Annotated in this window: 24 protein-coding genes; 8 read left to right on the top strand and 16 right to left on the bottom strand. The window is 40.4% G+C overall.

Annotation, left to right across the window (positions count from 1 at the left end; all coding sequences use genetic code 11):
* Positions 1-3: 3 nt before the first annotated feature.
* The 13 genes from COJ96_RS21240 to COJ96_RS21190 form a co-directional block, all read right to left on the bottom strand.
* Positions 4-1545 carry a 2-isopropylmalate synthase gene (locus COJ96_RS21240; protein WP_098575786.1) on the bottom strand — a complete coding sequence of 514 codons (1542 nt, stop codon included), beginning with the start codon at positions 1543-1545 and terminating at the stop codon, positions 4-6.
* Entirely contained in the window at positions 1532-2566 is a 1035-nt protein-coding gene (gene ilvC / locus COJ96_RS21235; RefSeq protein WP_098575785.1) for a ketol-acid reductoisomerase, read from the bottom strand. Before ilvC ends, COJ96_RS21240 begins: the two co-directional genes overlap by 14 nt.
* 26 nt (positions 2567-2592) lie before the next feature.
* Positions 2593-3114, bottom strand: a complete 522-nt coding sequence (gene ilvN, locus COJ96_RS21230) for an acetolactate synthase small subunit (protein WP_098575784.1) — start codon at positions 3112-3114, stop codon at positions 2593-2595.
* Positions 3111-4838: an acetolactate synthase large subunit gene (gene ilvB / locus COJ96_RS21225; protein WP_098575783.1), complete on the bottom strand. Its 1728-nt coding sequence runs from the start codon at positions 4836-4838 to the stop codon at positions 3111-3113. Before ilvB ends, ilvN begins: the two co-directional genes overlap by 4 nt.
* Positions 4839-5340: 502 nt before the next feature.
* Positions 5341-7011 carry a dihydroxy-acid dehydratase gene (gene ilvD, locus COJ96_RS21220; RefSeq protein WP_098575782.1) on the bottom strand — a complete coding sequence of 557 codons (1671 nt, stop codon included), beginning with the start codon at positions 7009-7011 and terminating at the stop codon, positions 5341-5343.
* 11 nt (positions 7012-7022) lie between these two features.
* Positions 7023-7931: a branched-chain-amino-acid transaminase gene (gene ilvE / locus COJ96_RS21215; protein WP_098575781.1), complete on the bottom strand. Its 909-nt coding sequence runs from the start codon at positions 7929-7931 to the stop codon at positions 7023-7025.
* Between the two features lie 410 nt (positions 7932-8341).
* The gene (locus tag COJ96_RS21210; protein ID WP_098575780.1) at positions 8342-9073 is read right to left on the bottom strand and encodes an exonuclease domain-containing protein; all 732 of its coding nucleotides are present in this window, start codon (positions 9071-9073) and stop codon (positions 8342-8344) included.
* Between the two features lies 1 nt (position 9074).
* Complete coding sequence (locus COJ96_RS21205) at positions 9075-10031, bottom strand: DUF294 nucleotidyltransferase-like domain-containing protein (protein ID WP_098575779.1); 957 nt, start codon at positions 10029-10031, stop codon at positions 9075-9077.
* A 70-nt stretch (positions 10032-10101) separates the two neighbouring features.
* Positions 10102-11361 (bottom strand): ammonium transporter, encoded by a 1260-nt coding sequence (locus COJ96_RS21200; protein WP_098575778.1) that lies wholly within the window; start codon positions 11359-11361, stop codon positions 10102-10104.
* Between the two features lie 213 nt (positions 11362-11574).
* Positions 11575-11904 (bottom strand): MerR family transcriptional regulator, encoded by a 330-nt coding sequence (locus COJ96_RS21195; protein WP_098575777.1) that lies wholly within the window; start codon positions 11902-11904, stop codon positions 11575-11577.
* 138 nt (positions 11905-12042) lie between these two features.
* Entirely contained in the window at positions 12043-12210 is a 168-nt protein-coding gene (locus COJ96_RS28835; protein ID WP_180230208.1) for a hypothetical protein, read from the bottom strand.
* A 26-nt stretch (positions 12211-12236) separates the two neighbouring features.
* Positions 12237-12374, bottom strand: coding sequence for a hypothetical protein (locus COJ96_RS28830; RefSeq protein ID WP_166256179.1), 138 nt, complete (start codon positions 12372-12374; stop codon positions 12237-12239).
* Positions 12375-12559: 185 nt separating this feature from the next.
* Positions 12560-12913 carry a hypothetical protein gene (locus COJ96_RS21190; RefSeq protein WP_180230207.1) on the bottom strand — a complete coding sequence of 118 codons (354 nt, stop codon included), beginning with the start codon at positions 12911-12913 and terminating at the stop codon, positions 12560-12562.
* A gap of 341 nt (positions 12914-13254) precedes the next feature.
* Between COJ96_RS21190 and COJ96_RS21185 the strand changes: the two genes are divergently transcribed.
* The 3 genes from COJ96_RS21185 (at position 13255) to COJ96_RS21175 (ending at position 15563) form a co-directional block, all read left to right on the top strand.
* Complete coding sequence (locus tag COJ96_RS21185) at positions 13255-14085, top strand: basic amino acid ABC transporter substrate-binding protein (RefSeq protein WP_098575776.1); 831 nt, start codon at positions 13255-13257, stop codon at positions 14083-14085.
* 102 nt (positions 14086-14187) lie between these two features.
* Positions 14188-14844, top strand: a complete 657-nt coding sequence (locus COJ96_RS21180; protein WP_098575775.1) for an amino acid ABC transporter permease — start codon at positions 14188-14190, stop codon at positions 14842-14844.
* A complete protein-coding gene (locus tag COJ96_RS21175) occupies positions 14841-15563 on the top strand; it encodes an amino acid ABC transporter ATP-binding protein (protein WP_098575774.1) in 723 nt (240 codons plus the stop codon). Before COJ96_RS21180 ends, COJ96_RS21175 begins: the two co-directional genes overlap by 4 nt.
* Before the next feature lie 34 nt (positions 15564-15597).
* Here COJ96_RS21175 and COJ96_RS21170 read toward each other — a convergent pair whose 3' ends face one another.
* Positions 15598-16104, bottom strand: coding sequence for a hypothetical protein (locus COJ96_RS21170; protein WP_098575773.1), 507 nt, complete (start codon positions 16102-16104; stop codon positions 15598-15600).
* Between the two features lie 154 nt (positions 16105-16258).
* Here COJ96_RS21170 and COJ96_RS21165 point away from each other — a divergent pair, with 154 nt between their 5' ends.
* The 3 genes from COJ96_RS21165 to COJ96_RS21155 all read left to right on the top strand — a co-directional run bounded on the left by COJ96_RS21165 (position 16259) and on the right by COJ96_RS21155 (position 22456).
* Complete coding sequence (locus COJ96_RS21165; RefSeq protein ID WP_180230206.1) at positions 16259-17938, top strand: acyl-CoA dehydrogenase family protein; 1680 nt, start codon at positions 16259-16261, stop codon at positions 17936-17938.
* A gap of 403 nt (positions 17939-18341) precedes the next feature.
* Positions 18342-21095 (top strand): dynamin family protein, encoded by a 2754-nt coding sequence (locus COJ96_RS21160; RefSeq protein ID WP_098575771.1) that lies wholly within the window; start codon positions 18342-18344, stop codon positions 21093-21095.
* Between the two features lie 134 nt (positions 21096-21229).
* Positions 21230-22456 (top strand): RtcB family protein, encoded by a 1227-nt coding sequence (locus COJ96_RS21155; protein WP_098575770.1) that lies wholly within the window; start codon positions 21230-21232, stop codon positions 22454-22456.
* A gap of 80 nt (positions 22457-22536) precedes the next feature.
* Here COJ96_RS21155 and COJ96_RS21150 read toward each other — a convergent pair whose 3' ends face one another.
* A complete protein-coding gene (locus tag COJ96_RS21150) occupies positions 22537-23493 on the bottom strand; it encodes a D-2-hydroxyacid dehydrogenase (protein WP_098575769.1) in 957 nt (318 codons plus the stop codon).
* A gap of 195 nt (positions 23494-23688) precedes the next feature.
* Between COJ96_RS21150 and COJ96_RS21145 the strand changes: the two genes are divergently transcribed.
* Positions 23689-24900 carry an MFS transporter gene (locus COJ96_RS21145; RefSeq protein WP_251459322.1) on the top strand — a complete coding sequence of 404 codons (1212 nt, stop codon included), beginning with the start codon at positions 23689-23691 and terminating at the stop codon, positions 24898-24900.
* Between the two features lie 80 nt (positions 24901-24980).
* Here the strand turns inward: COJ96_RS21145 and COJ96_RS21140 are convergent, their stop codons facing one another.
* Entirely contained in the window at positions 24981-25187 is a 207-nt protein-coding gene (locus COJ96_RS21140; protein WP_098575768.1) for a zinc ribbon domain-containing protein, read from the bottom strand.
* A 474-nt stretch (positions 25188-25661) separates the two neighbouring features.
* Here COJ96_RS21140 and COJ96_RS21135 point away from each other — a divergent pair, with 474 nt between their 5' ends.
* A complete protein-coding gene (locus COJ96_RS21135; protein WP_098575767.1) occupies positions 25662-26807 on the top strand; it encodes an acyl-CoA dehydrogenase family protein in 1146 nt (381 codons plus the stop codon).
* The last annotated feature ends 5 nt before the right edge of the window (positions 26808-26812 follow it).

Raw genomic sequence — 26812 nt, 5'->3', positions numbered from 1 at the left:
TTATTAGACTACCGTTTCTTTTACAGCTGCATTTTGGTTGAAAAATACACGATTAACAGCGTTTAAGAATGATTTTGCAGAAGCTTCCAGTACGTCTTGTGCTGAACCGCGTCCAGTTACAGGGGTTCCGTTCACGGTCATTTTGACATGGACCTCAGCAAGTGCGTCCCGTCCTTGACCAATCGAACTTAATCTAAAATCTGTAAGATGGATTTCTTCTTTAATTAGTGCTTCCAATGTGTTCATTAAAGCTTCAACACTACCAGAACCTGTACGGGCTGTTTCGACTCGAATACCTTCTGGAGTGGTTAATGCTACCGTCGCTGTCGGCAAGTTGGCTGAGCCGTAATGGACTTGGAAAGCAACAAGTTCATATTTTTTGATATCAACAGCGGTTGTTTGAATATCGGTTAAAATAGCAAAAAGATCTTCATCCGTTACTTCTTTTTTACGGTCGGTTAACTGTTTAAAAGCAGTAAAGGCCTCAATCAATTTTTCATCCGGTAGTTCAAAGCCCATCTGTTCAATTTTATCTTTGAAGGCATGGCGGCCGGAGTGTTTGCCTAGAACTAAATCATTAGATTTGACCCCGACTAACTCAGGAGTAATAATCTCATAAGTTAATGTATTTTTTAAGACGCCATCCTGATGGATTCCCGATTCATGGGCGAAAGCATTCTTTCCAACCACGGCTTTATTAGGCGGAACTATCATACCTGTAAAGCGGCTGACAAGATCACTCGTGCGTTTAATTTCTTTTAATACTAAATTGGTCGTATAAGGATACTTATCTTTGCGAATGTTTAAAGCAACAGCAACTTCCTCTAAAGAAGCATTCCCAGCACGTTCTCCAATTCCATTGATCGTACCTTCAACTTGGGTTACACCGTTTTCGATTGCAGCTAATGAATTCGCAACCGCCATTCCTAAATCATCATGACAATGGCAAGATAATGCTGCTTTATGAATATTTGGAACGTTTTCTCGGATGTAACGGAACATGCGTCCATATTCTTCCGGTGTGGTATAACCGACTGTATCAGGAAGATTAATAACTGTAGCACCGGCATCAATGACCTTGGTAATAATTTGAACAAGGAAATCTAAATCAGAACGGGATGCATCTTCCGCTGACCATTCAATATGCGGGAAGTTCTTTTTCGCATAAGACACCATGTCTATAGCAATTTGTGTAACTTCCTCAGGTGTTTTCATCAATTTATACTGCATATGGATTGGGGAGGTGGCAAGGAATACATGCAACCTTGGTTCTGCTGCATCTTTTAACGCATCCCACGCAATGTCAATGTCCGATTTCGTCGCTCTTGCCAAGCCTGTGACTGATACATTTTTTATATTCCGGGCGATTGCTCTTACTGCTTCAAAATCGCCTTGGGAGGAAGCCGGAAAGCCGGCCTCCATAATATCAACCCCAAACCGTTCAAGTTGTCTTGCGATTTCCAATTTTTCCAGCTGGTTTAAATTCACACCAGGGGACTGTTCACCATCGCGTAATGTCGTATCGAAGATGTTAACGTGAACCATTTACCACCACTTCCTTCTTTGCATTTACTGGTTTGTTTTTAATAAACGGCATTAATGCACGAAGCTCACGGCCAACTTGTTCAATTTGGTGATTGTTTTCAGCACGATTAATCGCATTGAATTGAGGGCGGTTTGTTTGATTCTCTAAGATCCAGCCCTGAGCAAATTTACCAGTTTGGATATCTTTTAATACTTCCTTCATGCGAGCTTTTGTATCTTCGTTCACTACACGTGGTCCAGAAACGAAATCTCCCCATTGTGCAGTGTCAGAGATTGAATAACGCATGTTTTCTAAGCCACCTTCATATAAAAGGTCAACGATTAATTTCAATTCATGTAAACACTCGAAGTATGCAACTTCAGGCTGATAACCTGCTTCTACTAGTGTTTCGAAGCCAGCTTTGATTAGGGCAGTAGTACCGCCGCAAAGAACCGCTTGTTCTCCGAATAAATCTGTTTCTGTTTCTTCTTGGAAAGAAGTTTCTAATACTCCCGCACGAGCAGAACCGATTCCTTTTGCATAAGCAAGAGCAACATCGCGTGCTTGACCAGTGTAGTCTTGGTAAACTGCATATAGAGCAGGAACTCCGGCACCTTCTGTATAAGTACGGCGTACTAAATGTCCTGGGCCTTTTGGCGCTACTAAGAATACGTCAACATCGGCAGGAGGGACGATTTGGCTAAAATGAATGTTGAAGCCATGAGCGAAAACTAGAGCATTTCCTGCTTCAAGGTTTGCTTTGATGCTTTCTTCATATACTTTTGGCTGCATTTCATCTGGAAGAAGAACCATTACTACCTCTGCAGCTGCAGTTGCTTCTGCAACAGTACGAACGTCTAACCCATCTTCGACTGCTTTATCCCATGATTTTCCTCCACGTAAACCAACTACTACATCAAAGCCGCTTTCTTTTAAGTTAAGGGCATGTGCATGACCTTGAGAGCCATATCCGATTACTGCGATTTTCTTTCCTTGTAAAACCTCTTCTTGAATATCTCCGTTATAAAGTACCTTTACCATTATGAATCATCCTCTCAAATATATTGTTATTTTAATAGTGAGTATGTTGCTAGGTCGCTTCCTTGCGGTTGGTGCCCACGCTGGAGGGCAGTCAAACCAGTTCTTGCAATTTCCTTAATGCCATAAGGTCTGAGCATTTCGATCAAGGCATCGATTTTATCAGGACGTCCTGTAATTTGGACGGCGAGACTGTCTTTGCTTACATCAATAATTAGGGCGCGGAACGGATCGATAATCCCGTGAATTTCACTGCGCAATTGACTGCTTGAAGCTACTTTAATTAGGGCCAGTTCACGGGCGACAATTGCTTTATCCGTAATATCTGAAACTTTTAAAACATCAATTTGCTTATTTAATTGTTTCGTCACCTGTTCCAGGCGCTGTTCATCTTCAACCTCGACGACTAGTGTCATTTTTGAAATCCCTTCGGTTTCAGATGGACCAACTGAAATACTTTCAATATTGAACTGGCGTCGCTGCAAAAGTCCGGTGACACGGTTTAGGACTCCGCTGCGGTCTTGGACGGTTGCTGTGATGATCCGTTTCATGGTTTCACCCCAATCATTTCATGAATTCCTTTACCAGGGGCAATCATTGGGAATACTTTTTCTTGCTGAAGTACACGGCAATCAACTAATACTGGGCCATTATGAGCAAATACCTCTGGCAACACGGTAATCAGTTCTTCCTGGTTGTTAACCCGGTAACCCTTAATTGAATAACTGTCAGCAAGTTTGACAAAATCAGGTTGTGTATGAAGAATCGATTCCGAAATACGGTTTCCGTGTAAAAGTTCCTGCCATTGGCGAACCATTCCTAATGCGCCGTTGTTGACAATAATGATCTTTACTGGAAGGTTTCGTTCATAAATAATCGATAATTCCTGAAGTGTCATTTGAAAACCGCCATCCCCAACAATCGCAACGACTGTACTATCTGGCTCGGCAATTTGTGCACCAATCGCTGCAGGGAACCCAAAGCCCATTGTTCCAAGTCCCCCTGAAGTAATCCAGCGGTGCGGCTGTTTAAAGGTGTAATACTGCGCTGCCCACATTTGGTGCTGCCCTACATCGGTTGCGACAATAGCGTCACCGTTTGTTACTTTATGGACTGCTTCGATAACCCATTGCGGACACATGCCGTTTGGATCATGTTTATACCAAAGCGGATATTCCTGTTTGTTTTGACTCAATTTTTGCAGCCATTCAGCGGTTGCTGGTGATTCTATTTCTTGAACAAGCAGCTCACTTAAAGCCTCTTTGGTATCAGAAACGATTGGCAGATGTGTTGGCACATTTTTTCCAATTTCGGCTGGATCGATGTCAATATGGGCGACTTTCGCAAATGGAGCAAAGTGCTTAAGATTGCCTGTTAGTCTGTCATCGAAGCGGGCACCAAAGTTAATAAGTAGATCACTTTCGTAAATGGCCATGTTCGCTGCATACGTTCCGTGCATTCCTCCCATTCCTAGTGAGAGGGAATGATCTGCCGGAAAAGTACCAAGTCCAAGTAAAGTAGTAACGACCGGGATCTGATGTTTTTCTGCAAAAGCAGTGAGCTCGGCTGATGCTTTTCCATGGAGAACACCTGCGCCTGAAAGAATTACCGGCTTGGAAGCCTTTGAAATCGAATCAGCAAGTTTCTTTATTTGAAATGGATTCGGCTTTGTTGTTGGCTGGTATCCAGGTAAATTAATGCTTGCTTCTTCAGGTTCTTCCGTTAGAAATCCGGCGGAAATATCTTTAGGGACATCGACTAAGACTGGCCCTGGCCGTCCGGTAGAAGCGATATGAAATGCTTCCTTCACGATACGTGGTAAGTCCTCGATAGATTGTACCTGATAGTTATGTTTGGTGATGGGTGTTGTGATCGCCATAACATCCGCTTCTTGGAAGGCGTCTGTTCCGATGACACTTCTTGCTACCTGCCCTGTGAAGACAACAAGTGGCAGGGAGTCCATCATCGCATCTGTTATCCCGGTCACAAGGTTGGTTGCCCCAGGTCCTGAGGTAGCAATAACGACTCCAGGTTTTCCGGTAACTCGCGCATATCCTTCAGCTGCATGGATCATTCCTTGTTCATGTCGGAAAAGAACATGCTTGATGGTACCCTGGGCGCGATAAATGGCATCGTATATTGGAAGCACGGCACCTCCCGGATATCCAAACAGTGTTTCTACACCTTCTTTTTTTAGTAAGTCGATGAGAAGGTCTGCACCGGTTCTCGGCTCTGTAGTTGTTTGGACCTCAAGCTTTTTTGCTTCTACTTTCACGTCGTAATCCCTCCTTGCGGATGATTGAATTTTAAAAAATTGTTTGAAACTTCGGTATTATTAGAAACATAGTAAAAAAGGCCCTATTCTCCCTGAATAGACTGCAGTCAAGAACATCAAAAGCAGAATAATCGGGGAGAAAAGACCTTTCATTTTCTCGGTACCACCCGTTTTTACAGTATTCTTACGAATACTGCCTTATGAAGCGACATCTAAAATATTGAGGAACGCTTCTTTTGGTAACAGGTGTTCAAGATGGACACCCGATTAAGCCTACTTAAGTTATGATTGTTCGGCTTAACACTCAGGGATGATGTCAGAATAAGTTGTATTACTGGGCTTCCAGCAACCCCAGCTCTCTGAAAATACGAATTCTTATTCCTTTATTCCCGTCATCGATTTATGGATATTTTTTTGTCAAATGATTTTCTTTACCGCTTTAGCACCTTAACTTCCTTTAGGAAGGGGAGGGGTACTAATGAATTCCCAATGTTCTAAAGTTTTAAATTTTCATAATCCCGCCGGTATTGGCAGATGTAACAAGTGCTGCATATCTTGCAAGATAACCAGTTTTAATTTTTGGCTCTGGTTTCACAAATGCCTTCTGTCGTTCTGCTAAAACTTCATCATCAACAAGAAGTTCAATAGAGCGTGCTTCTAAATCGATTAGGATTTTGTCACCATTTTGAACAAGAGCAATTGGTCCACCTTCTGCTGCTTCTGGTGAAATATGACCGATGGAAATTCCGCGGCTTGCACCTGAGAAGCGACCATCCGTAATTAGGGCAACTTCTTTCCCTAATCCACGGCCCATGATCGCGGAAGTAGGGGCAAGCATTTCAGGCATTCCTGGTCCGCCTTTTGGACCTTCATAACGGATAACGACCACGTGTCCTGCTTGAACCGTACCGTTATTAATATTTTCTTGTGCCTCATCCTGGGAATCAAAAACGATTGCTTCACCTAAGAATGTTTTAATGGAAGGATCTACAGCACCAACCTTGATGACACTGCCGTTAGGAGCAATGTTTCCATAAAGGATGGATAGTCCGCCAACTGGGCTATATGGATTGTCTTTGGTCCGGATGACCGTTTCATTCGTGATTGTTGCTTCCTTCACATTTTCTGCAAGAGTCTTTCCAGTAATGGTAATACAGTTATCATGCAAGGCGCCTTCCACTTTATAAAGTTCATTAATAATGGCACTAACACCGCCTGCACGATGAATGTCATCCATTGAATAATCAGATGCTGGCATAATTTTTGCTAGATAAGGAACTCTCTCAGCAATTTTGTTAATCTCACGTAAGTCATAATCAATCCCAGCTTCATGGGCAATGGCCAATGTATGAAGCACGGTATTTGTAGAACCACCCATGGCCATATCTAGGGCAAAGGCATTATCAATTGCCTCTCTAGTAATAATGTCACGAGGGCGGATATCTTTTTTGACAAGTTCTACTAAATACCTGGCGGCTTGACGAATAAGTTCATGTCTTTCTTCAGAAGTTGCCACAATGGTTCCATTTCCAGGAACAGTCATTCCTAATACTTCCATTAGGCAGTTCATGGAATTGGCTGTAAACATCCCGGAACATGAACCGCAAGTAGGGCAAGCATTTGTTTCAATGTCTAGCAGCTGCTGCTGACTAATCGTTCCGTTATGGTAAGCCCCAACACCTTCAAAAACAGAAGTGAGGGAAAGATTCTTTCCAGTCGATGGTGAAACACCTGCTTCCATCGGCCCGCCTGAGACAAAGACAGAAGGGACATTGGTTCTTGCTGCTGCCATTAGCATACCTGGTGTAATCTTGTCACAGTTGGGAATGTAGAAGACTCCATCGAACCAATGTGCATTAATTACGGTTTCGGCACTATCGGCGATCAATTCGCGACTTGGGAGGGAATAGCGCATCCCAATATGTCCCATTGCAATCCCATCATCTACACCGATTGTATTAAACTCGAAAGGAATACCGCCTGCTTCGCGAATAGCCTCTTTTACAATCTCACCGAAATGATTAAGGTGTTTGTGTCCTGGGATAATTTCAATGAACGAGTTACAAACTCCGATAAACGGTTTTTCAAGGTCACTCGTTTTGACCCCGGTTGCATATAATAGGCTGCGGTGGGGTGCCCGATCAATTCCCTTTTTAATCATATCGCTACGCATGTTTTTAGCTCCTAACTAACGATTGCGTGGTTTGCACCTTCTGGATAACAAGCCACACCGTCTGTTGTTACAATTTTTCTAAATTCTTCTAAGAGGTCCTTCGTAACCTCACCGGGTTTTCCATCACTAATCTGACGGCCATCCACATCGATAACAGCAATAACCTCTACGGCTGTTCCAGTTAAGAATACCTCATCTGCTACATAGACATCGTGTCTAGTGAACGGAGATTCTTTAACCTCATAACCTTTAGACATTGCGACATCAAGGATGGCGTTCCGGGTAATTCCCTCTAGTGCTCCTAAATAAACAGGAGGGGTATAGATAACACCGTTTTTCACAATAAAGATATTGTCAGCGGAGCCTTCGGTCACATAACCTTGATCATTCAGCATTAATGCTTCCTCAACCCCAGCTTGATTCGCCTCTAATTTAACAAGAATATTATTTAAGTAGTTTAACGATTTAACTTGTGGACTTAGAACATCTGGGCGATTTCTTCGACTCGCAACCGATGCAATTTTAATCCCGCGTTCGTAATACTCTTTAGGGTACATTCTCAATTCTTCAGCAATAATGATGACACTTGGCTTTGAGCAGGATTTAGGGTCTAGGCCGAGATTCCCTTTTCCACGAGAAACAACGACACGAATATAGGCGCTCTCTAGCTGATTTTTTCTGATTGTATCGACGATTAATTGCGTCATTTCCTCTTGTGTGTAAGGAATATTCAGCATAATGGATTGTGCTGATTCAAATAGTCTCTTTAGGTGTGCACCGAGTCGGAAGACGTTACCGCTATAAACTCGAATGCCTTCAAATACTCCATCACCATATAAAAAACCATGATCAAAAACTGATACTACAGCATCCTCTTTCTTGACGAACTCACCGTCAAGGAAAATCCATTGACTCCCCAACTTAACCACTCCTCTTTTGTGATAGACCGCTTTAAATGACTAAAAAATTTTTAAAAAAGAATTACCATACCCTTCTCCAAATGATGGGGAGCGATGGCACTTAATGAATTGAATGATTATTTTCGATAATCATACAACCAATCGAAAACATGGTCAACATAAAAATCTGACAATTCAAATAAATCAAAAATATTGTTAGCGTTTACATTATTGTTCTAATAAGGAAAACAGCAAAGAAAAGTTTTTTAAAATTTTTTTATTTTTAAGTTATTTTGACAGAGCTAAGGATTGTAAATGGGGAGATAATCAGAGGTAAGTAAGATAGAGGTGTTACAAAGTTGAGAGGATTTCACGTTGTAAACTTTTAGAAATTTACCAAAAAACACTAGTTTGAAATAGTGTTTTTGGGCTCAAAGCTTTGCGAGATGTTCATACACTTCCTGTAAATTACTATATCCCTTTATTTGAGCTTGGTGTAAATAGCTCCCCCAAATTTGCGCGGTCATTAGGGCATCGCCAAGTGCGTGGTGACGATCTTTTATGGCAATCCCGCATCGATCACATACATCTTCAAGCGGTAGAGATTTCATAGATGGGTCCGAAAGTCGTATTAAGAAGGATGTATCGATGATTCGATGTTCAAATCGTGTCTTTAAGAGATCCCAAGTCATTTTCTGCATAAAGGACTTTTCATGGTTGGAGTGGTGTGCGACAAGAATATGACTTTGTGAATAGTTGAAAAATTGGAGTAAGACATCTCTGGCAATGGGAGCATCACGTAATTGCCCCTCCTGAATCTTTGTTAAAGTTGAGATTTCATCGGATAAAGGAAGGTCTGATTTGATGAGCGAATAAAAAGTATCATGATTCCTTATATGAGGACCGACCATTTTCACTGCTCCGATTGAAAGGACATAATCACCCTTTTCTGGATAGAACCCCGTCGTTTCTAAATCGAATACGACCACTTCTAATTCATTAAGGGGAGTGGACAAGTTATTTTTTTCTTTCATTTCTTTTTGAAGTTGTCGGACAAAGGAAAGCTGTTGTGGTTTGGCTTGTCCTTGAATGCCTGCATAGATATTAGAACTAACCCTGCCGGAAATTTGTCTAAGGTATTGTGCTAAATCATTGATTTTCATTTTATCCCTCCTTTTCGATAAGTTTTCCGGCGTGTTGGTTCAGTGCGACACCATTCTTGATGATTTCTTTTAGTTCATTTTTTTGATCTTTTCTTAGTTTATCAACCGGTACATAGTGTCCAGATTCATAGTCAGAATGGGTAGAAAATTGAAGGCGATAGGTTAACAGTTTTAAAAACATGTCTTGATAGATCTTCTTGTCATGAATTCGGAGTTTGTCGAGTCTTGAGAGGGTAGTGGTTTCTAAGACATGATCTTTCATTGCCAATAGACGGGCTGCATTGATGTAAGGGAAGAAGGCAGTTTCCTTTATATTTAAGGATCCGGCATGAATTCCGTGAGTCTCCACTAAAAGCTGTCCTAAGACACCAATCCCTTTTTTAAAATGAAGAGTATTATGATAAAACCTTGGAAGAATCTGTTCTTTTTGAATGGTTAAATAAGTATATGATTTTAGTTGTTCTATTAGGCGATGGTGACCATAAATAGAGCGTCCGTCGATAAAAATTAAAAGATACCGTAACGATTCCCATGACGCGTCGGCGGCCCAGTTCAGAATTTGTTTTTCCCATTCAGCTTGTGATTTGCACCAGAATGGATTGCCTGACATCACACCGCCATCGCAATAAGGATAACCAGCCTGATACAAACCTTTTGATATTTCCTTTCCTAATGACAAAAAATATGCTTTTGCATCTGAGGATGAATCAAGGTAAATAATGCCGTGGTCTTGGTCACTCCAAACCGATTGTTCAAAGCGGCCGGCGCTCCCCATGACAAAGAACGAGAAGGGGCATGGAAGAGGTCCATTCCGTATTTGAATTTCCTTCATTGAGATTTCTAAGACCTTTTTGATTATGTTGTCGTGAAGCTGGTTCAATTGGAAGTGATCCTTGGCAGCTTCTTTCATCTGGGTATTCTTGTATTCAGCAATCGCAGAATAGGTATCGCACTTCATGTTTGTTCACCTCCACTTAAAAAGTGTAGAAAGGTGCAAGCCAGAAAGGACTTGCACTTTTCATAAATATTTAAAAAGCTTTTGTTTGTTCTGCCTTCACTAATTCTGGATAACCATAGCTTCCGTGTTCACTCATATCTAATCCAATAATCTCTTCTTCTTCTGTAACACGCAAGCCATTCATAAACTTTTTCATAAGGGCAAGGAGGATGTAGGAGACAATAAAGGCAAATGCGGCACATGTGAATACTCCGAGTGCTTGAATACCGAGCTGGTGTAAACCGCCCCCGTAAAATAATCCTGGCTTTCCGACTGTTGCTAATTCTTTTGTAGCGAAGAAACCAGTCGATAACGTTCCCCAGACGCCGGCAGTACCATGTACTGAAAGAGCAGCGATAGGATCATCAATGCCTCTGTTTTCAAAAAAGCGAATGCTGTAAAAAACAAGAATTCCTGCGATAAAACCAATTAAGACGGCGGCCCATGTATCTACAAAAGCACAAGAAGCAGTAATAGCAACTAGCCCTGCCAAGGCTCCGTTTAACATCATTGGAACATCAGCTTTTCCGAGTACTATCCAAGAGACAATCATCGCTGCTACCGTTCCGGCCGCTGCGGCTAGGTTCGTATTAACAGCAACAAATCCAAAGAACGCTTTATCAACAGATAATGTACTGCCTGCGTTAAAACCAAACCAGCCAACCCATAATAGCAATACGCTTAGTGCTGTGAATACTTGGTTATGACCAGCTAGATTATTAGCTGAGCCATCTTTGTTGAATTTCCCAATACGTGGTTTTAATAGAATCGTAGCTGCAAAAGCTGCCATGGCCCCTGTTAAGTGAACCACAGTAGAACCGGCGAAATCTTGTTTCCCGTGCTCTGCTAACCAGCCGCCGCCCCAAATCCAGTGAGCAATTGGCGGATAGACAATGACTGAGAAAAGTAAAGCAAATACAAGGTATGCACCTAATTTAGCTCGTTCTGCAAAACCGCCGAACGCAATCGTTAACGAAATCCCTGAAAAAGCTAATTGGAATAAAAAGAATACGGCACCAGAAAGTGGCAATCCATCAACGTCATAGCCTGAATAAAAGAAATCGGAGAAACCAATCAGCGGATTACCTTTACCGAAAATTAGTCCATATCCTACTGCCCAAAATACGATCGAGCCAATTCCGAAGGTTAGAATTGTTTTCCCTGCAATATGTCCTGCATTTTTCATTCGAGTTGACCCTGTTTCTAAGAGGATAAAACCTCCGATCATTAAGATAACAAGTACTGCTCCCACCATTACCCAAAGGCTATTCATTAAGAATGTAGTATCCATTTTTCTCCCCCTTTAAAATGATGTTAATATTCTTAACATTTGGTATGTTAGTATTCTTACATGATTTTAGAATGGTTTCTATAAGTTTGGGAGATTATCTAACATGGATTTTGAAAAATGGTCATTTGCCTTAAGTTATAGACAGATTGATGTACCGAGAAAGGATGAAAAATCCCATTCCTTTATTGAAGGAATGGGATCATAATGGTTTCTTCATGACTTTTTTCGTAAACCGAATTGGGCATTTAGTTGCCCTTGGATCATTTGCCTGCGAATCTGTTCTTCGTTGTGTTTCTTTTGTTCACGAAGCATTTCCTTCCTAATATCGTGTGTTTGAATGCCATCTTCGATTTTATTAGCAATCTCCATCAACAATTCCACGTCTGAAAAAGAAAACTTACGGCTTCCACCCGCAGACCTTTCGGGGAAAATTAACTTTCGTTCTTCATAGTATCGGATTTGCCGTTCGGATAGACCAGTGAGATCTCTGACGATGCCTATAGTTATTACTTTTTTATCTTTATAAGAGATTTCTTTTCCCATTTTTGTCGCTCACCACACCCTATTGTATACAATTAGTTATAAATCCTTTTCATAGTATTATATTATGTTATATTTTCTAACATAGGACTAGGTTATCATACTATTTTGCTTGTTTGTCAAAATAAGTAATAATGAAAATTATTTTAAATCAGCTGAGGAGAATGTTTTGTTGTACAATCTTTCTAATTCTGAGAAGGTAAGGGAGTGTAGTTCTTGATGTGTAAAATCAGTGGTTCCTGATTCTAGCAACTTTCTTAGATAAAACTGTCTAAGGCGCTCGAGTCCTTTCCTTAAGCGTGTTGTCAACCTTCTTCCCCCTTTTCAAATAGAAATTAGTAATTTTGTAATCTCCTTAAAAGTTCGTTCGCTTGGGAGCCCATTGTTTTCATGAGTTCTTCATACAACTCATCCCTTAATTTATCTAATTGAAGGATTCTTTCAGCGAGCTTAATATCATTTCTTCGATACATTTGAAATCTTCCTTTCTCTTGAGGTTTATATAGAAAAGTTAACTGAATTTTCGCTCCCTGTCAGTGGATTTGTAAGATATCCTAACAGGATTTTAACATCGTCCTTCAAATTGGTAAAAAACCTTCCAATTTTTCCTTCAGTATGTAAAAGAACCGGACATGTGCCCGGTTCTGTGAAAGTCTTTTTAATATTCTCCATCAAATGGAGTGAATGGGAAGTTGAATCTTCTTTCAACAGCACGAAGACGTTGATTTACTCGTTGAAGTCTGCGGTCGAGTTGTGCTACTTGACGTTGTAGTTGATTGATCTCTCTTTCTTGCCGTTCATTTTGCCGCTCCAATTGATTCAGTCTGCGCTCAACTTGTTGTGGCTGTCTTGCCGGGTCATATTGTTCTGGTAGATAGGGATTAAATGGTTCTGGTTGTTCATAGTAATTCACTTGTTCTGGTTGTACATAGTAATTCATTGGTTCAGGTTGAACATAGGTATTATATTCCATCGGCATTTGAGGGGTTTGATAAAGACCATACGGATTCATTTAGGCATCTCTCCTTATGTTGTAAATACCCTATAGATTATGTAGGTATGGGTAAGGAGTAACGGCGAATGCCCATAGACAGGGAATGTCATTTTAGATATTTAGCCCTATGAATAAAAATAAGATAACCGGAGTCATCTCAAAATCATCCAACGATTAAGTCGGAAATCAACCAAAGAAATTATTCTACAATGTTAATACTTTAGTTAATTACAGTATTAAAATAGTAAATTATTTAAATATTGAATATATAATAAAATCGGGTTATAATCATTTATATTCAAAATATTATTAAAATTTTTAAAAAATACTTTTCAAAAAAAACATTGGGGGTCTGAAAAATGAAGAATTTTAAATTATTTTCAACATTTTTAATGGTTGCACTTCTTTTAGTTTTGTCAGCTTGTGGTACTAGTAAAAGTACAAGCACGGGAACAAAAGAAGGAGGAGACACTGAAAAGAAAACACTGCGCGTGGTAACAGATGCTGCCTATGCACCGTTTGAATACCAGGATAAGGGAGAAGTTGTCGGTTTTGATATCGATTTTATCAATGCAGTGGCAAAAGAAGCAGGCTATAAAGTGAAGGTTGAACATGTCGGCTGGGATCCAATCTTTGTTGAATTAGATAAAAAAATTGCTGACATTGGTATTTCTGCCATCACGATTAATGATGAAAGAAAACAATCCTATGATTTTTCAGTGCCATACTTTTTATCAACCAACAAAATCCTCGTTCCAAAAGATAGTGACATTAAGAGCGCAGCTGATCTAAAGAATAATAAAACGATTGCCGTTCAGAATGCTACAACTGGACAAGAAGCTGTTGAAGGTCTATTAGGAAAAAATAGTGATAAAATCAAAAAATTTGAAAATAATAATCTAGCAATCTTGGAATTGAAAAGCGGTGGGGCAGATGCTGTAGTCGCAGATAACACAGTTATCGAAGAATATGCAAAAAACAATCCTAAAGATAATTTTGTTGTTATTGAAGATTCAGCCGCATTTGCAAAAGAATTTTATGGACTTATGTTCCCTAAAGGCAGCAAGATTAAAGCAGACTTTGATAAGGCAGTAAAAGCAGTAATTGATAACGGGACCTATTCAGAAGTATACAAAAAGTGGTTTAAAGTAGAACCAGATACACAAATCTTAAAAGATCAACAGAAGTAAACATCGCTGAATGAATTGCGTAACTCTTAACCAAGCAGTTACGCAATTTTTGCTAGTTAGAATAGAATAATTAGCTTGTCGTTTAATAGGGGGATTTATTTTATGGATTTTCGTTGGGATATATTAGTTGAATACGCTCCATTTTTCCTAAAAGGAACACTTCTAACTATTGGGCTTTCCATCGCAAGTATTTTGATTGGTACTGTTCTTGGCTTATTTATCGGATTAGGAAAAATGATGAAAAATAGGCTCCTCGCTTGGCCGTTTACGATTTACATTACTTTTTTTCGCGGGACACCTTTACTTGTTCAGATATTATTAATCCATTTTGCTGTTGTTCCTCTTTTTCTTGATGAAACCAGTCCCGTTTTAGCTGCTATTCTTACTCTATCATTAAATGCTGCCGCCTATATAGCTGAAATCTTTCGTGCGGGGATTCAATCGATTGATCGCGGGCAAATGGAGGCTGCCCGTTCATTAGGGATGAACCATGTACAATCCATGCGTTTTGTCATTCTGCCGCAAGCGTTTAAGCGAATGATTCCGCCGCTTGGCAATGAATTTATCGTTCTAATTAAAGAGTCATCATTAGCGGCTCTCATTGCAGCCCCTGAATTAATGTATTGGGGACGAGCTATGCAAGGACAATATTTCCGTGTATGGGAACCGTATCTTGCGGCAGCAGTTATTTATCTCGTGTTAACACTTTCTTTAAGCTTCCTGCTTACTCGTCTTGAACGGAGGTTGGCGACTGAATGATCCAGGTAAAGAATTTAAAAAAATCCTTTGGTAAAAATGAGGTTCTCAAGGACATTAACGTTACAGTTAAAAATAAAGAGGTAGTTGTGGTCATTGGTCCTTCAGGTTCCGGGAAATCGACATTCCTTCGCTGCATTAACATGCTAGAAACCATTACTGGGGGGCATGTTTATATTGAAGGTGTCGACTTGACTGACAAGAATACCGATATTAATAAAGTACGGACAGAAGTGGGAATGGTTTTTCAGCAATTCAATCTATTCCCGCATAAAACCGTGATTGAAAATATTATGCTTGCACCGATGAAAGTAAGAAATATTCCTAAGGATCAGGCCAAAGCTAAGGGGTTAGAGCTTTTACGTAAAGTCGGTTTAGAGGATAAGGCCGAAGCCTTTCCTGATTCCTTATCAGGCGGACAAAAGCAGCGGGTTGCGATTGCAAGGGCGCTGGCAATGGAGCCGAAAATCATGCTTTTTGATGAACCGACGTCAGCGCTGGACCCTGAAATGGTCGGTGAGGTACTAGAGGTTATGAAGGACCTTGCAAAAGAAGGGATGACGATGGTAGTCGTGACTCATGAAATGGGCTTCGCGAAAGAAGTAGGCGACCGCGTTATTTTTATGGATGGCGGGTTAGTTATCGAAGAGAATATTCCAAGTGAATTATTTGATCATCCGAAAGAAGAACGGACAAAGGCTTTTTTAAGTAAAGTTTTATAACATATAAGGAGGCTGAGGCCTCCTTTTTCTTCGTTTATTCAAGCTTAAATTTTTCAACAATCCGGTCCGCCATTAGCCGGTTTTGGCACAGTTTAAATACTTGTCCTAGAAATTTTTCCACCTCAAGGGCCGAGGAGGGCAGTTTAATTTGTATGGTTGTTGAGCCAAACATTTGCTTGAAATAAGCTTTTCTTTGATCATTTTTTCCGTCCCGTTTAAAAGGCTTATATGTCCAGATGAGATGTGGTGCTCCGTCTATTTCTTGAATTTGCCGTATCTCTGCACAGGTCGTTGAACGATCATGTGCATAAACGACTAAATAATAGTTGTCATTTTGATGCCAATCAATGAATACAAAGTAATAGCCAGTATCACTATCCGGCTTTGTAATCTCAAAAGCGGCGAGTGTAGGCTTCCCGTTTGTCCATTGATGAAACTTCAGCAAACGGCCGCCCGAAGTTTCAAGTTTTTGTATTTCATAGACCGCGGAAGCTGAGTTCTCCATAAAGTCAGCTAACAGTCTTGCTTGTTCTTTTTCCAATGAAGATTTCCCCTTAATGTATTTGAACTAATTATACGTTGTATTTAGATAAAAAGGAAAGACGTCTAAAAATAACCAAAATTTATTTTTATCAGGATAAGAAAGTGATATACTAAATTTATTGATTATTCTGAAAAAGAGGGTGTTATCCAAGTTGAATTTTTATAAAGAGGATTTGGCGTTTCAAGTCTTGCTTAAAGAGTTACTCGATCCATCCTTTTTCGAGTATGCAGACAAGGAGTTGACTGCCTTCGGTGAGAAATGTGCCACAGATATTGATTCACGGGCTAGGTTTACGGACCGGGAAGGACAGCCGCGCTTAAATAAATACGATGCTTATGGTGAAGATATTTCTGAAGTATGGGTGAATGAAGGTTATCGTAGAACGGTGGAGGATACCTATAATACCGGAATTGTCGGCTTTGTTCATAAAGAAATCCCCTCACTCGGTGAGAAGGGGAATTATATTTATTCCTATGCCCAAGGCTATCTGCTCTCACAAACAGAACCAGGGTTTTACTGTCCAGTCACATTGTCGATGGCCACCGCTTATTTACTAAACCAGTATGCATCTGAAGAAATGAAGGAACGGTTTTTGCCGCATGTCCTCTCAACAGGAGAAGTTCCACTCTATGAGGGAGCGACATTCCTTACAGAGCGTCAGGGGGGCTCAGATGTCGGAGCGAATGAGACGAGAGCTGTGGAACATGGAGAGCATTTCAAGCTTTATGGTGAAAAGTACTTTGCCTCCAATGCCGGTATGTGCGGAGTGGCGATGGTCTTAGCACGAAAAGAAGGCGCGCCATCTGGGACGAAAGGGCTGACTTTATTTGCCGTACCATGGCGGGATCAGGATGGCAGGCTAAATGGAATCCGGATTCGCCGCTTAAAGGATAAACTCGGAGTCAGAGCTGTCCCTTCGGCTGAAGTGGAATTCGATGGTGCCAATGCTTTTGTGGTGGGAGATCCTTCGAAGGGTTTCTACTATATGATGGAAGCTCTTAATCTCTCAAGAGTGTGCAATGCCGTTGCCTCATTAGGAATTATGAGGAGGGCCTATCATGAAGCTAAGGAATATGCTCTTAGAAGGGATGCGTTCGGCAGTAAACTCGCTACCTATCCAATGGTTAAGGATACACTGACAAGGCTCACTGTAAAGTTGGAAATTGAAACACGCACCGTTTTCACGTATCTTCCTTTATTTGAACGGGTCCTGAACAATCAAGCTAGTCAGAAAGAAGCCATTCTTCATCGCCTCTATATTGCTTTATTGAAAAAAGAAACGGCAGAACAAGCGATTCACTTTTCGCATGAAGCAATCGAAATGCACGGAGGCAATGGCTATATCGAAGATTTTGTGACTCCAAGATTGTTACGAGATGCCCAAGTCCTAACTGTCTGGGAAGGGACGGCCAATATTCTCGGGTTAGAGGTTCTGCGTTTAATGGAGAAGTTCAAAGCGGATGAACTGTTTTTAGATGAGATGAGCCAGCGTCTACGAGGTGTCGCCCATTTGCCATCTGAATGGACGTATTTAGTAGAAAATAAGTTGATTCAGTTACAGAACTTATCAAAATCTTTACGGACGGCATCGGCTGATCAAAAGACTTTTCATTCGAAAAAGGCGGCCGAACTTATGGTGAAAATTTTTGAAAGTATCGTGGCGCTTGAGCAGGCAGCAAGCGGTGATCCGCGCTCAGTCAAGGTAATGGAGATTTTTCTAGAGGAAACATGGAAATCCTCCTACTTGTTCAATGCAGAAATGAAAACAGTGAATTATTTTTCTGAGATTGTCTTGAATGCAAAGAGTGAGAAGACTGTGTCTGTTGGATGAGAATGACTTCTAGTAAGCCTGCCATTCATCTTTGGCAGGCTTATTTTTTGCTTCATTTATCCGGCTATCTCCTATTATTATCCAGTAAATGTCGTAAATTTCGTTAAATATGTAATAAGAGTCCAGAAATATGTAATAACTTCCTAAAAATATGTAATAAGTATCATGAAATTTTCGCGATTTTCAATTATTATCCAGTTAAGGTCGGTATGTCCTGAAAAATATGTAATAAGTTCTACTTTGTCTCCAAAATGAAACACAACTGAAATCCTTTTAATAAATTGCTCTGGTAGAATCGTAATAATTGAGACTTAAAATCAGATAATCCGTCGAATAGTATAGAGAATAATTATGGCTCTTTTCCATATGAATGACAGAGAGTGTTGTAATTGGAGGGAAAGATATGACATTAGATACGCAATTAAAACTGAAAACGTATTATAAAATGTTCATCAATGAACATGAAAATATTCATCCGATTGAGGTCCTTGGTGAACTGTTTCAAGAGGAAGCATCTAAGGATTTACCGAATCTATCATCGATTCGCTTTGCTCAGGGAGAAGTGTATTTTCATCACAAAGATTATGAAGCAGCCATTTTTAAATGGGAAAATATTATCAATGAGCTAGAACCATGGGCAAAGAAAAATACAGCGGATGCTTACTATCAGTTAGGCCTGTTATCAACTGCAGAAGATCTTTATTGTGCGATCACAAGTGACAATCTTACGTTAACGACTGAAGTTGCCTTACAGTTATTTTCGTTGTATATCGAGCGAGATAAGTTAGACCTCGCACTAGCAGTGATAAAAAAAACCATTGATACAAATCCAGATTATCCAAACGTGACGGAAATAGCTCGTAACTTTTTTGAAGAACAGCGAGATTGGAATCATGCCATTGAGCTGGCCGTAAACGAGGCCATTCGGACCGGGTCATTAGAGTGGTTTGATATCATCATTTCGTATGTGGAGAAGGGTGTAACTCGAAATCATGCGCCGAGTTATTTTTCCCAAGCTGTCCATTTTCTGTTTAGTCTAGATCAACGAAAATTCGAGCAGCTTATTTCCACTCTTTGGGACAGCTATGACAATGAAGAAACCTATTTTACTTGGATTAGGGAAATGAATCATTTGTTATTAAGCCTCGATATTCATCGGGATGACAACTTGGCCGAGCTTTCAGGCCTTCATAAAGAAGCGTTTTTCAGCTTTATCGATGGCAGGTATTTCATAAAAAGTCTCCAGGATTTTATTCCAGATTTTCTAACGAATTGGCTGCGTCTCGCTGACACTAAGAATGTTGTCCTTTCAGCGGCAGCCGTTCTTTCATGGAATGAACTGTTTCCGGCGAGTTTAAGTATGTCAATTGTTAATGAGGCTGAGAAACTAATTAGTATTACCGAAACAGATATGGATGAACTTGAAGAGTGCCTGACACTCTTTGATGCTATTACGAATTGGGCCCAAGCCAATGAGATGGGTGAGAATAATCGGGTAAAATGGATTGTTCAGCAATTAGTGAATTTTGACACACAGCATCTTCTTATTACCGGGTTAAGCGGCAGCGGAAAATCGACGTTTGTTAATGCAATTCTTGGTGAAGACCTGCAGGATAGCCCGACTTCTTCACTGGTTTTGTTTAAAGACTCCGAAGATGAAGAAATCACGGAAATTACGGATCGTGAGATTACTAGTTTATCCGGACTTTCTGATTTCAAAGAACGAATGGATCGCCGCCGTAACGCGATGGAATCTATCATTGAATTTAAGCGTCCAAATGCCTTCCTGCAGGAAAATAAGGTCACACTTATCGATACTCCAGGATTAAAAGGAAACTATAATGATTCTTATGAGGTGTTGAAGAATCTGCAATTGGCTGATACGGTTCTCTTCGTACTTGATGCAAATGCACCTTTTACAGATAAAGAACGGTCTGTTCTTGCAAAAATTCAAGAGTTAGCACCTGACATTCCCGTGCATTTTCTACTCAGTAAGATGGACGCGATTGCAAATGAGCAAGATGCAATCAGTGTCTTTGATGAAACAAGGGCGAGGATTCAATCGTATATTCCGGATGCATCCGTGTTTGCCTTTTCATCGCAATATGAGAATCACAAGCAGTTAAAGGACTTACAGGAGTTTATCCATTCTATTAAAAATACAAGAAATATGGAAGATAAACGTTTGGCAAAGCTATTGTTCTATATTCGCACAACAATTGCCAGCCTGATGCAAAAACGGGTGGATGTCGAAAATCAATTGATCGAATCAGTCCGCTGGAATGAAGAAATGCTCCAGAAATTAACGGGTGCAATCAATCAACTGAAGGATACAGAAGTTCAAAAATCAAAAGCTGTGGTACAGTCTTACCGTGCCATCAAAAATACGGTTGCAAAAGACATTTCAGAGGCGGTTCCTAAAATGCTTCAAGAGTGTTCTGCCTTCATCAAAGAAGATAGTAATTTTAGCAAGATTCATATCGAGCTTAATGAAGTGATGAACAAAAAACTAGAAGAGTATTTAGACCAGACAGTGCTGCCTAAATATTACCGCTTATTGCAAGAATGGATTGATGAGTGCAAAGAGGAGTTTGTGCAGAGTCAGGATTTTCTAAATGAAATTGGCGAAAGTTTTAATCGTATGTATGGAGAAGACCGTCTCATGCTTGATTGTGATTTTAAGGTAATTGACGATTGGCACCGAGACACCGACCGGATGACAAGCCGCTTTCAGTTGGAAACTGTTAACATCCTGCTGCGTAGAACCCCATCGCAATTTATACTGAAAAGCGCTGGGAAATTATTTGGGGCGATATCACAAAATAAAGCGCTGCTTTTTAATAAGTACAAAGCATTTGTGGAAAATGAAGATTATGGTGAAGCTATCTCTGCAGTGAATCAACAGTTTTTCCAGCAATTTGAACTGTTTGAAAAGTCACTTGAGCGCGATGTAACCCTGTTTTTCAAGAGTCCAATGCAGTTGTTAAGTCAATCAGCAGAAGAGGCGCAAGCTGGAATACAGGCGAACCAAGAAATGCTTTCGAATATGAATGCCAACCCAGAGATGTTCCGTGATCCATTAACCCTGTTTGAGGTTAGATTGCGTCAGTTTGAGTGGATGACCGTTGCCGGAAAAGGCATGCAAACTGTTTATTAATAATTTGAAGAAGGAAGATGTCAAAGGGCATCTTCCTTTATTTATATAGAAAAAAATGTCGTACGAAAATCGGTTGCCCGAATGCCCATTAGATGGTAGCCTATTGGTAATCTGCTTTAAAGGAGGGAAAACAAGTGATTAAGGTAACCGGTACACAAACAGAAGCAAAGGTATTTTCAAACTATCCCCAAGAAACAGCCCTAGAGCAAATCCAAGAGCTTTGTAATCAAGTGTTTTTAAAGGATACAAAGATTAGTATTATGCCAGATTATCATGCGGGAAAAGGCTGTGTCATTGGAACGACCATTCAACTAAAGGATAAGGTTGTTCCTAATCTAGTTGGTGTGGATGTCGGCTGCGGCGTATTAACCGTCAAGCTTCAGGATAAAAAGATGGATTTTAATAGACTAGATCAAGTAATCCGCACCTTTGTCCCAAGTGGACAGGAGATTCATTCAGATGAAACTGTCGGGTTTATTAACACGAGTTTTCCCGCCATTCAAGAATTCCGTGCAGAGCACATCTTAAGTGAAAATCGAAGCCGTTATAGCTTAGGGACACTAGGGGGCGGCAATCATTTTATAGAAGTTTCTGTTGATGCCGATGGATACCACTATTTAACGATTCATACTGGAAGCCGTTATGTAGGATCGAAGATAGCCACCTACTATCAAAAGGTAGCTATCTCAAAACTTCGTCAACAGGATCTTTCGGGACTTATTGACCAATTAAAGGCGGAAGGACGCCAAAAAGAAATCCAAGCCATGATCCAGGGTTATAAAGAAAAGAATCCAGTTATTCCAAATGATTTAGCGTATTTGGAAGGTGAGGATTTTCATAACTATATGCATGACATGAAGCTAGCGCAGGCTTTTGCAAAAGCAAACCGCGAAGAGATTGCGAGAGCGATTACGGAGAACATGGGATTTGAGGAACAGGACCGTTTCGATACCGTACACAATTATATTGACACCGAGAACCTAATTTTACGAAAAGGGGCAGTTTCTGCACAAAAAGGGGAGCGTCTTATCATTCCAATTAATATGAGAGACGGGTCGATTTTGGCAGTTGGTAAAGGGAATGATGACTGGAATTGCTCGGCACCGCATGGAGCAGGCCGCGTTTTGAGCCGGACAAAAGCGATGAAAACTCTCAATATGGATGATTTTCATAAAACCATGGAGGGCGTCTGGACAACGTCTGTTTCAGAGGAAACCTTAGATGAGGCGCCAATGGCCTATAAGCCCATGAATGAAATTTTAGAAAAGGTTGAAGAAACCGTGGAGATAGCCAGCTTTATTAAACCAGTCTATAACTTTAAAGCCAGTGAAAAGTACACACCTGGAAAATATAAAAATTAATGGAACAAGAAAGGGGGCCTCAAGGTTGAGGCGCCCTAATTTTTTAATGGATAATGAGGGAAAAAGGGAGTCTTTACATGTTAATAACCTTTCGAAAAATCTACAAGATTAATTGGTGGAACCTTACCAGAAAGATAGGCCTTTAAGTTAGGAATTAGGATATTTTCAATCACCCGCTGATTATAATGTTCGGTTGAACCAGATGTGTGTGGGGTAATAATCACATTTTCCATCTCCCATAATGGACTTTCATTGCTTAATGGTTCTGTTTCAAACACATCAAGTCCAGCTCCTGCAATTGTTCCTTCAGTTAGAGCTTGAATCAGGTCATTTTCTACCACAATCTCACCCCGGCCGATATTAATAAAAAATGCTGAAGCCTTCATTTGCTTAAATTGTTCCCTACCAAACATTTGATAAGTATCCTTTGTGAGAGGCGACGTAACCACTACATAATCACAAGTAGGAAGCAATTCACCTAATTGATTTGGAGTATACATTTCATCGACATTGTGCGCAGGCATTCCCGAGTGCCTGACACCAAGTACCTTCATGCCGAAGGCTTTCGCTATTTTTGCTGTTTCTCCCCCAATGGTTCCTACTCCAATGATCCCGATTGTTTTTTCGTGGATTTCTTGGCCCATATTTGCATGATGCCAAGTTTTTATCTGTTGATTTTTGACGTATGTATGGATTTTGCGTGTTAATCCCAGCATCAATGCAAAAATTGTTTCGGAGATGGGATAGGCATGAACGCCATTGGCACTAGTTAAGAAGAAATTTCTAGAATTTAATTCTTCAAGAGGTAAATAATCAATACCAGCACTCCATGATTGCAGCCACTTAAGTTTTGATTGTGGGTCCAGACAGTATTCATCCAACCCCTTACTCCAGCCAGCGATAATTTCCGCATCTTTAACATGTTCCTGCCAAATTTGCTTATCCTTGCCAACAATCAATTCCCAATCTGGAATGAGATCTTTGATTTGCGAAATATGAGCTGAATCAATATTACGAGTGATAACCATTTTTTTCATCAATGAGAATACCTCCATTTCGACAATGTTTACTCTAGTTAATGATAACGGAAATCAAAATAAATGATAAGATTTTTGTTTCAATGTTTTTCCAGAAAGCTCGTATTCTTTTTCCAGTATCTGTGCTATTATTTAGTAATGCGAAGTAAATATAATTATGTGAATTAACTTGTTGGGACGAAGGGAGGGGACGGTTTGAAAGAGCGTTTGTGGACGAAGTCGTTTATCATGCTCATGGTGGGAAATCTTTTTGTATTTTTGTCATTTCAAATGCTCATTCCTACTCTGCCGCCATATATAAAATCAATAGGGGCTTCAGGGCTAGAGATTGGCTTAGTGACAGGATTATTTTCAATTGGCGCGGTGATAAGCCGGCCATTTATCGGCTTTTTGCTTGAATATAAGCCAAGAAAGTCGCTTGTTATAATAGGAGCCTTGATGCTCTTCCTGGTCACAATTCTTTATCCTATTTCACAGATTGTTGTGGTTTTTCTGTTATTCCGCTTCTTCCATGGTCTTGCATGGGGGTGGTCAACAACAGTTAATGGAACCGCAGCGGTAGATGCAATCCCCAATTCGCGGCTGGGGGAAGGGATGGGTTACTTCGGGCTCTCCATGACCATTGCATACATTATTGCTCCTAGTCTAGGAATCTTCATTTACAATTTGACTACTTTTGGAAATCTTATTTTTATATCGGCGATATTAGGGGCTGTTTCAATTATCCTGCTTACAGCTGTACGCTATCAAACTCCTCAAGCAGTGATAAATACACGTAAAGAAGATTTGAAGTTTTCATATATCGGTTCTTCAGTTGAAAAATCAAGCTTGTTTCCAGCCTTTATCACCATTATTATCAATTTAGGATATGGTTCAGTTGTAACTTTTATTGTTATTTTTGGTGTAGAGCGCGGTATTGAACAAATCTTTTTGTTTTATATTTTCAACGCGATATTGGCAACATTGGGAAGACCATTTGCCGGGAGATGGTTTGATGAAAAAGGTCCCATCGGTCTTGTTTTGTTCTGTACTTTCTCTACGTTTGTTGGGATGTGGGTCCTTTCATTTGCCCATTCCAACTTGCTTATCGCCATCTCGGGTGCCTTATTTGGTTTAGGTTTTGGCTGCTTGATACCTACACTGCAATCTTGGGCATTACTCATGACCCCATCTCATCGACGAGGTGTGGCGAACGGGATGATTTTCTCATCCATTGATTTGGGCTTGGGTTTAAGCGGGATTATTTTTGGTGTGACAGCCCAATTTGTTAGTACAGCATCCATTTTTCGGATTGCGAGTCTTTTTCTCCTAGCGGCCATCGTCTTAGTTATATTCATGGAAAGAAAGAAGCAATCTGGCTTACGAGAGGACGTTGTGGCAAAGAAAAAGGTCAGGACCTCATTTTAATGAGGACTGACCTTTTATTATTTTTATAGATTCTCTTTTCTTCTAAATAAAGAATTCCAATCGGAATCCCCTTTCATTCATCACCCTCCAAAGAATAGGTCAATGATATTTGAAGCGGTGGATGTTTTTTTATTATAAAACTCAGAGTATCCGCATTTTTTGCAGAAAACAACCGTGAATGTGTTATGTTGAAGGTCAAACATTTTGGATAGACCCGTTCCAGTCATGGCTACATCTTTCGTTCCTGTATCTCTACTTCCACATTTAATACAGCCCTTTTCACTCATAATCTCACTCCTCGAATATTTCCCTCTTTTTATTTACGATTAAACGGACTAAAAGATTCCATAAAAAATAGATATTGTTGAAATATTCAAAAATATCTCTCGCTTTTGTTACAATAATGATATGAAAAAAAGGGGGGACGATATGGTCCAATTTAATGTGTTGATAACGCCAGTCGACTGCATGGTTACCGAGGATATGACACTATCTGAAGCTGTCCATTTAGCAACAAGAAGTGGAGCCTGCTGCCAGTTATAGACGCGAGTGGTTTTCTAGAGATTAATGGCATTAAATATATGGTCCATCGAATACCTATCATAGAGGATGGAAAAGTCATAGGAGCGATTACGTCTAATAAAGCGTAATTTTGTAAAAAAGTCTAAGTTTACGTAAAAATATAGTAATTTCCTCAATAAACCCGGAGTACTTTTTATAAAAGTGTAAACGCTATCAATCGGAAAGAGAGGTATTTTTATATGAAACATCCCTACTTAAATGAAGATCATGAAATATTTCGTAAGTCATTGCGAAAGTTTTTGGACAAAGAAGCATATCCCATGTATCAGAAGTGGGAGGAGGACCGGATGATTCCGCGCTCTTTCTGGAAGAAGATGGGCGAACAGGGGTTTCTTTGCCCCGATATCGATGAAAAGTACGGCGGCAGTGAGGTCGACTGGGGATTCGCGGTGGTCATTAATGAAGAGCTGGAACGGGTCGGATCAGGGTTAGTTGGAATAGGACTCCATAATGATATTGTCGTCCCCTACATTACTTCTTATGGGACAGAAGAACAAAAGCAGCGCTGGCTCCCGAAATGTGTGACAGGTGAAGTCATTACCGCGATTGCCATGACGGAACCAGGCACAGGCTCTGATCTAGCAAACATCAAAACATCGGCCAAACTTGACGGTGACCATTATATTGTGAATGGCCAAAAGACGTTCATTACCAATGGAATCCAATCTGATCTCATTGTTGTCGCCGTTAAAACGGACCTAAATGCAGTGCCAATGCATAAAGGGGTTAGTCTCCTCGTCATTGAAAGAGGTTCACCTGGATTTTCACGAGGGAGAAAGTTAAACAAAGTCGGTCTCCACTCCCAGGATACAGCGGAATTAATCTTTGAAGATTGCCGTGTCCCGAAGGAAAACCTTCTCGGAGAGGAAGGCAAAGGCTTTCTTTATTTAATGGAAAAACTCCAACAGGAAAGACTCCTTGTCGCGATTGGAGCGCAAACGGCGTCGGAAGTAATGCTGAAAATGACGATTGACTATGTAAAAAGCAGGGAAGCGTTTGGAAAACCGGTCAGCCAATTCCAAAACACCCAATTTAAAATTGTGGAAATGGCTACAGAAATTGAAATGGGCAGAGCCTTTTTGGATCAGTTAATAGCTGAGCATATTGCAGGGAAAAACGTTGTTACCAAAGTCTCAATGGCTAAATGGAAACTAACCGACATCGCAAAAAGAGTTGCCGCAGAATGCATGCAGCTTCATGGCGGTTATGGATATATGGAAGAATACGAGATTGCGAGAAGATTCCGTGATATACCCGTTTCTAGCATTTACGCTGGAACTAACGAAATAATGAAAACCATCATTGCCAAAAATCTAGGATTATAGAGAGG

Origin of the sequence: Bacillus sp. AFS073361 (assembly GCF_002567005.1) — a bacterium.
Classification (GTDB): domain Bacteria; phylum Bacillota; class Bacilli; order Bacillales; family Cytobacillaceae; genus Neobacillus.
This window is presented reverse-complemented; position numbering and strand designations above follow the sequence as displayed.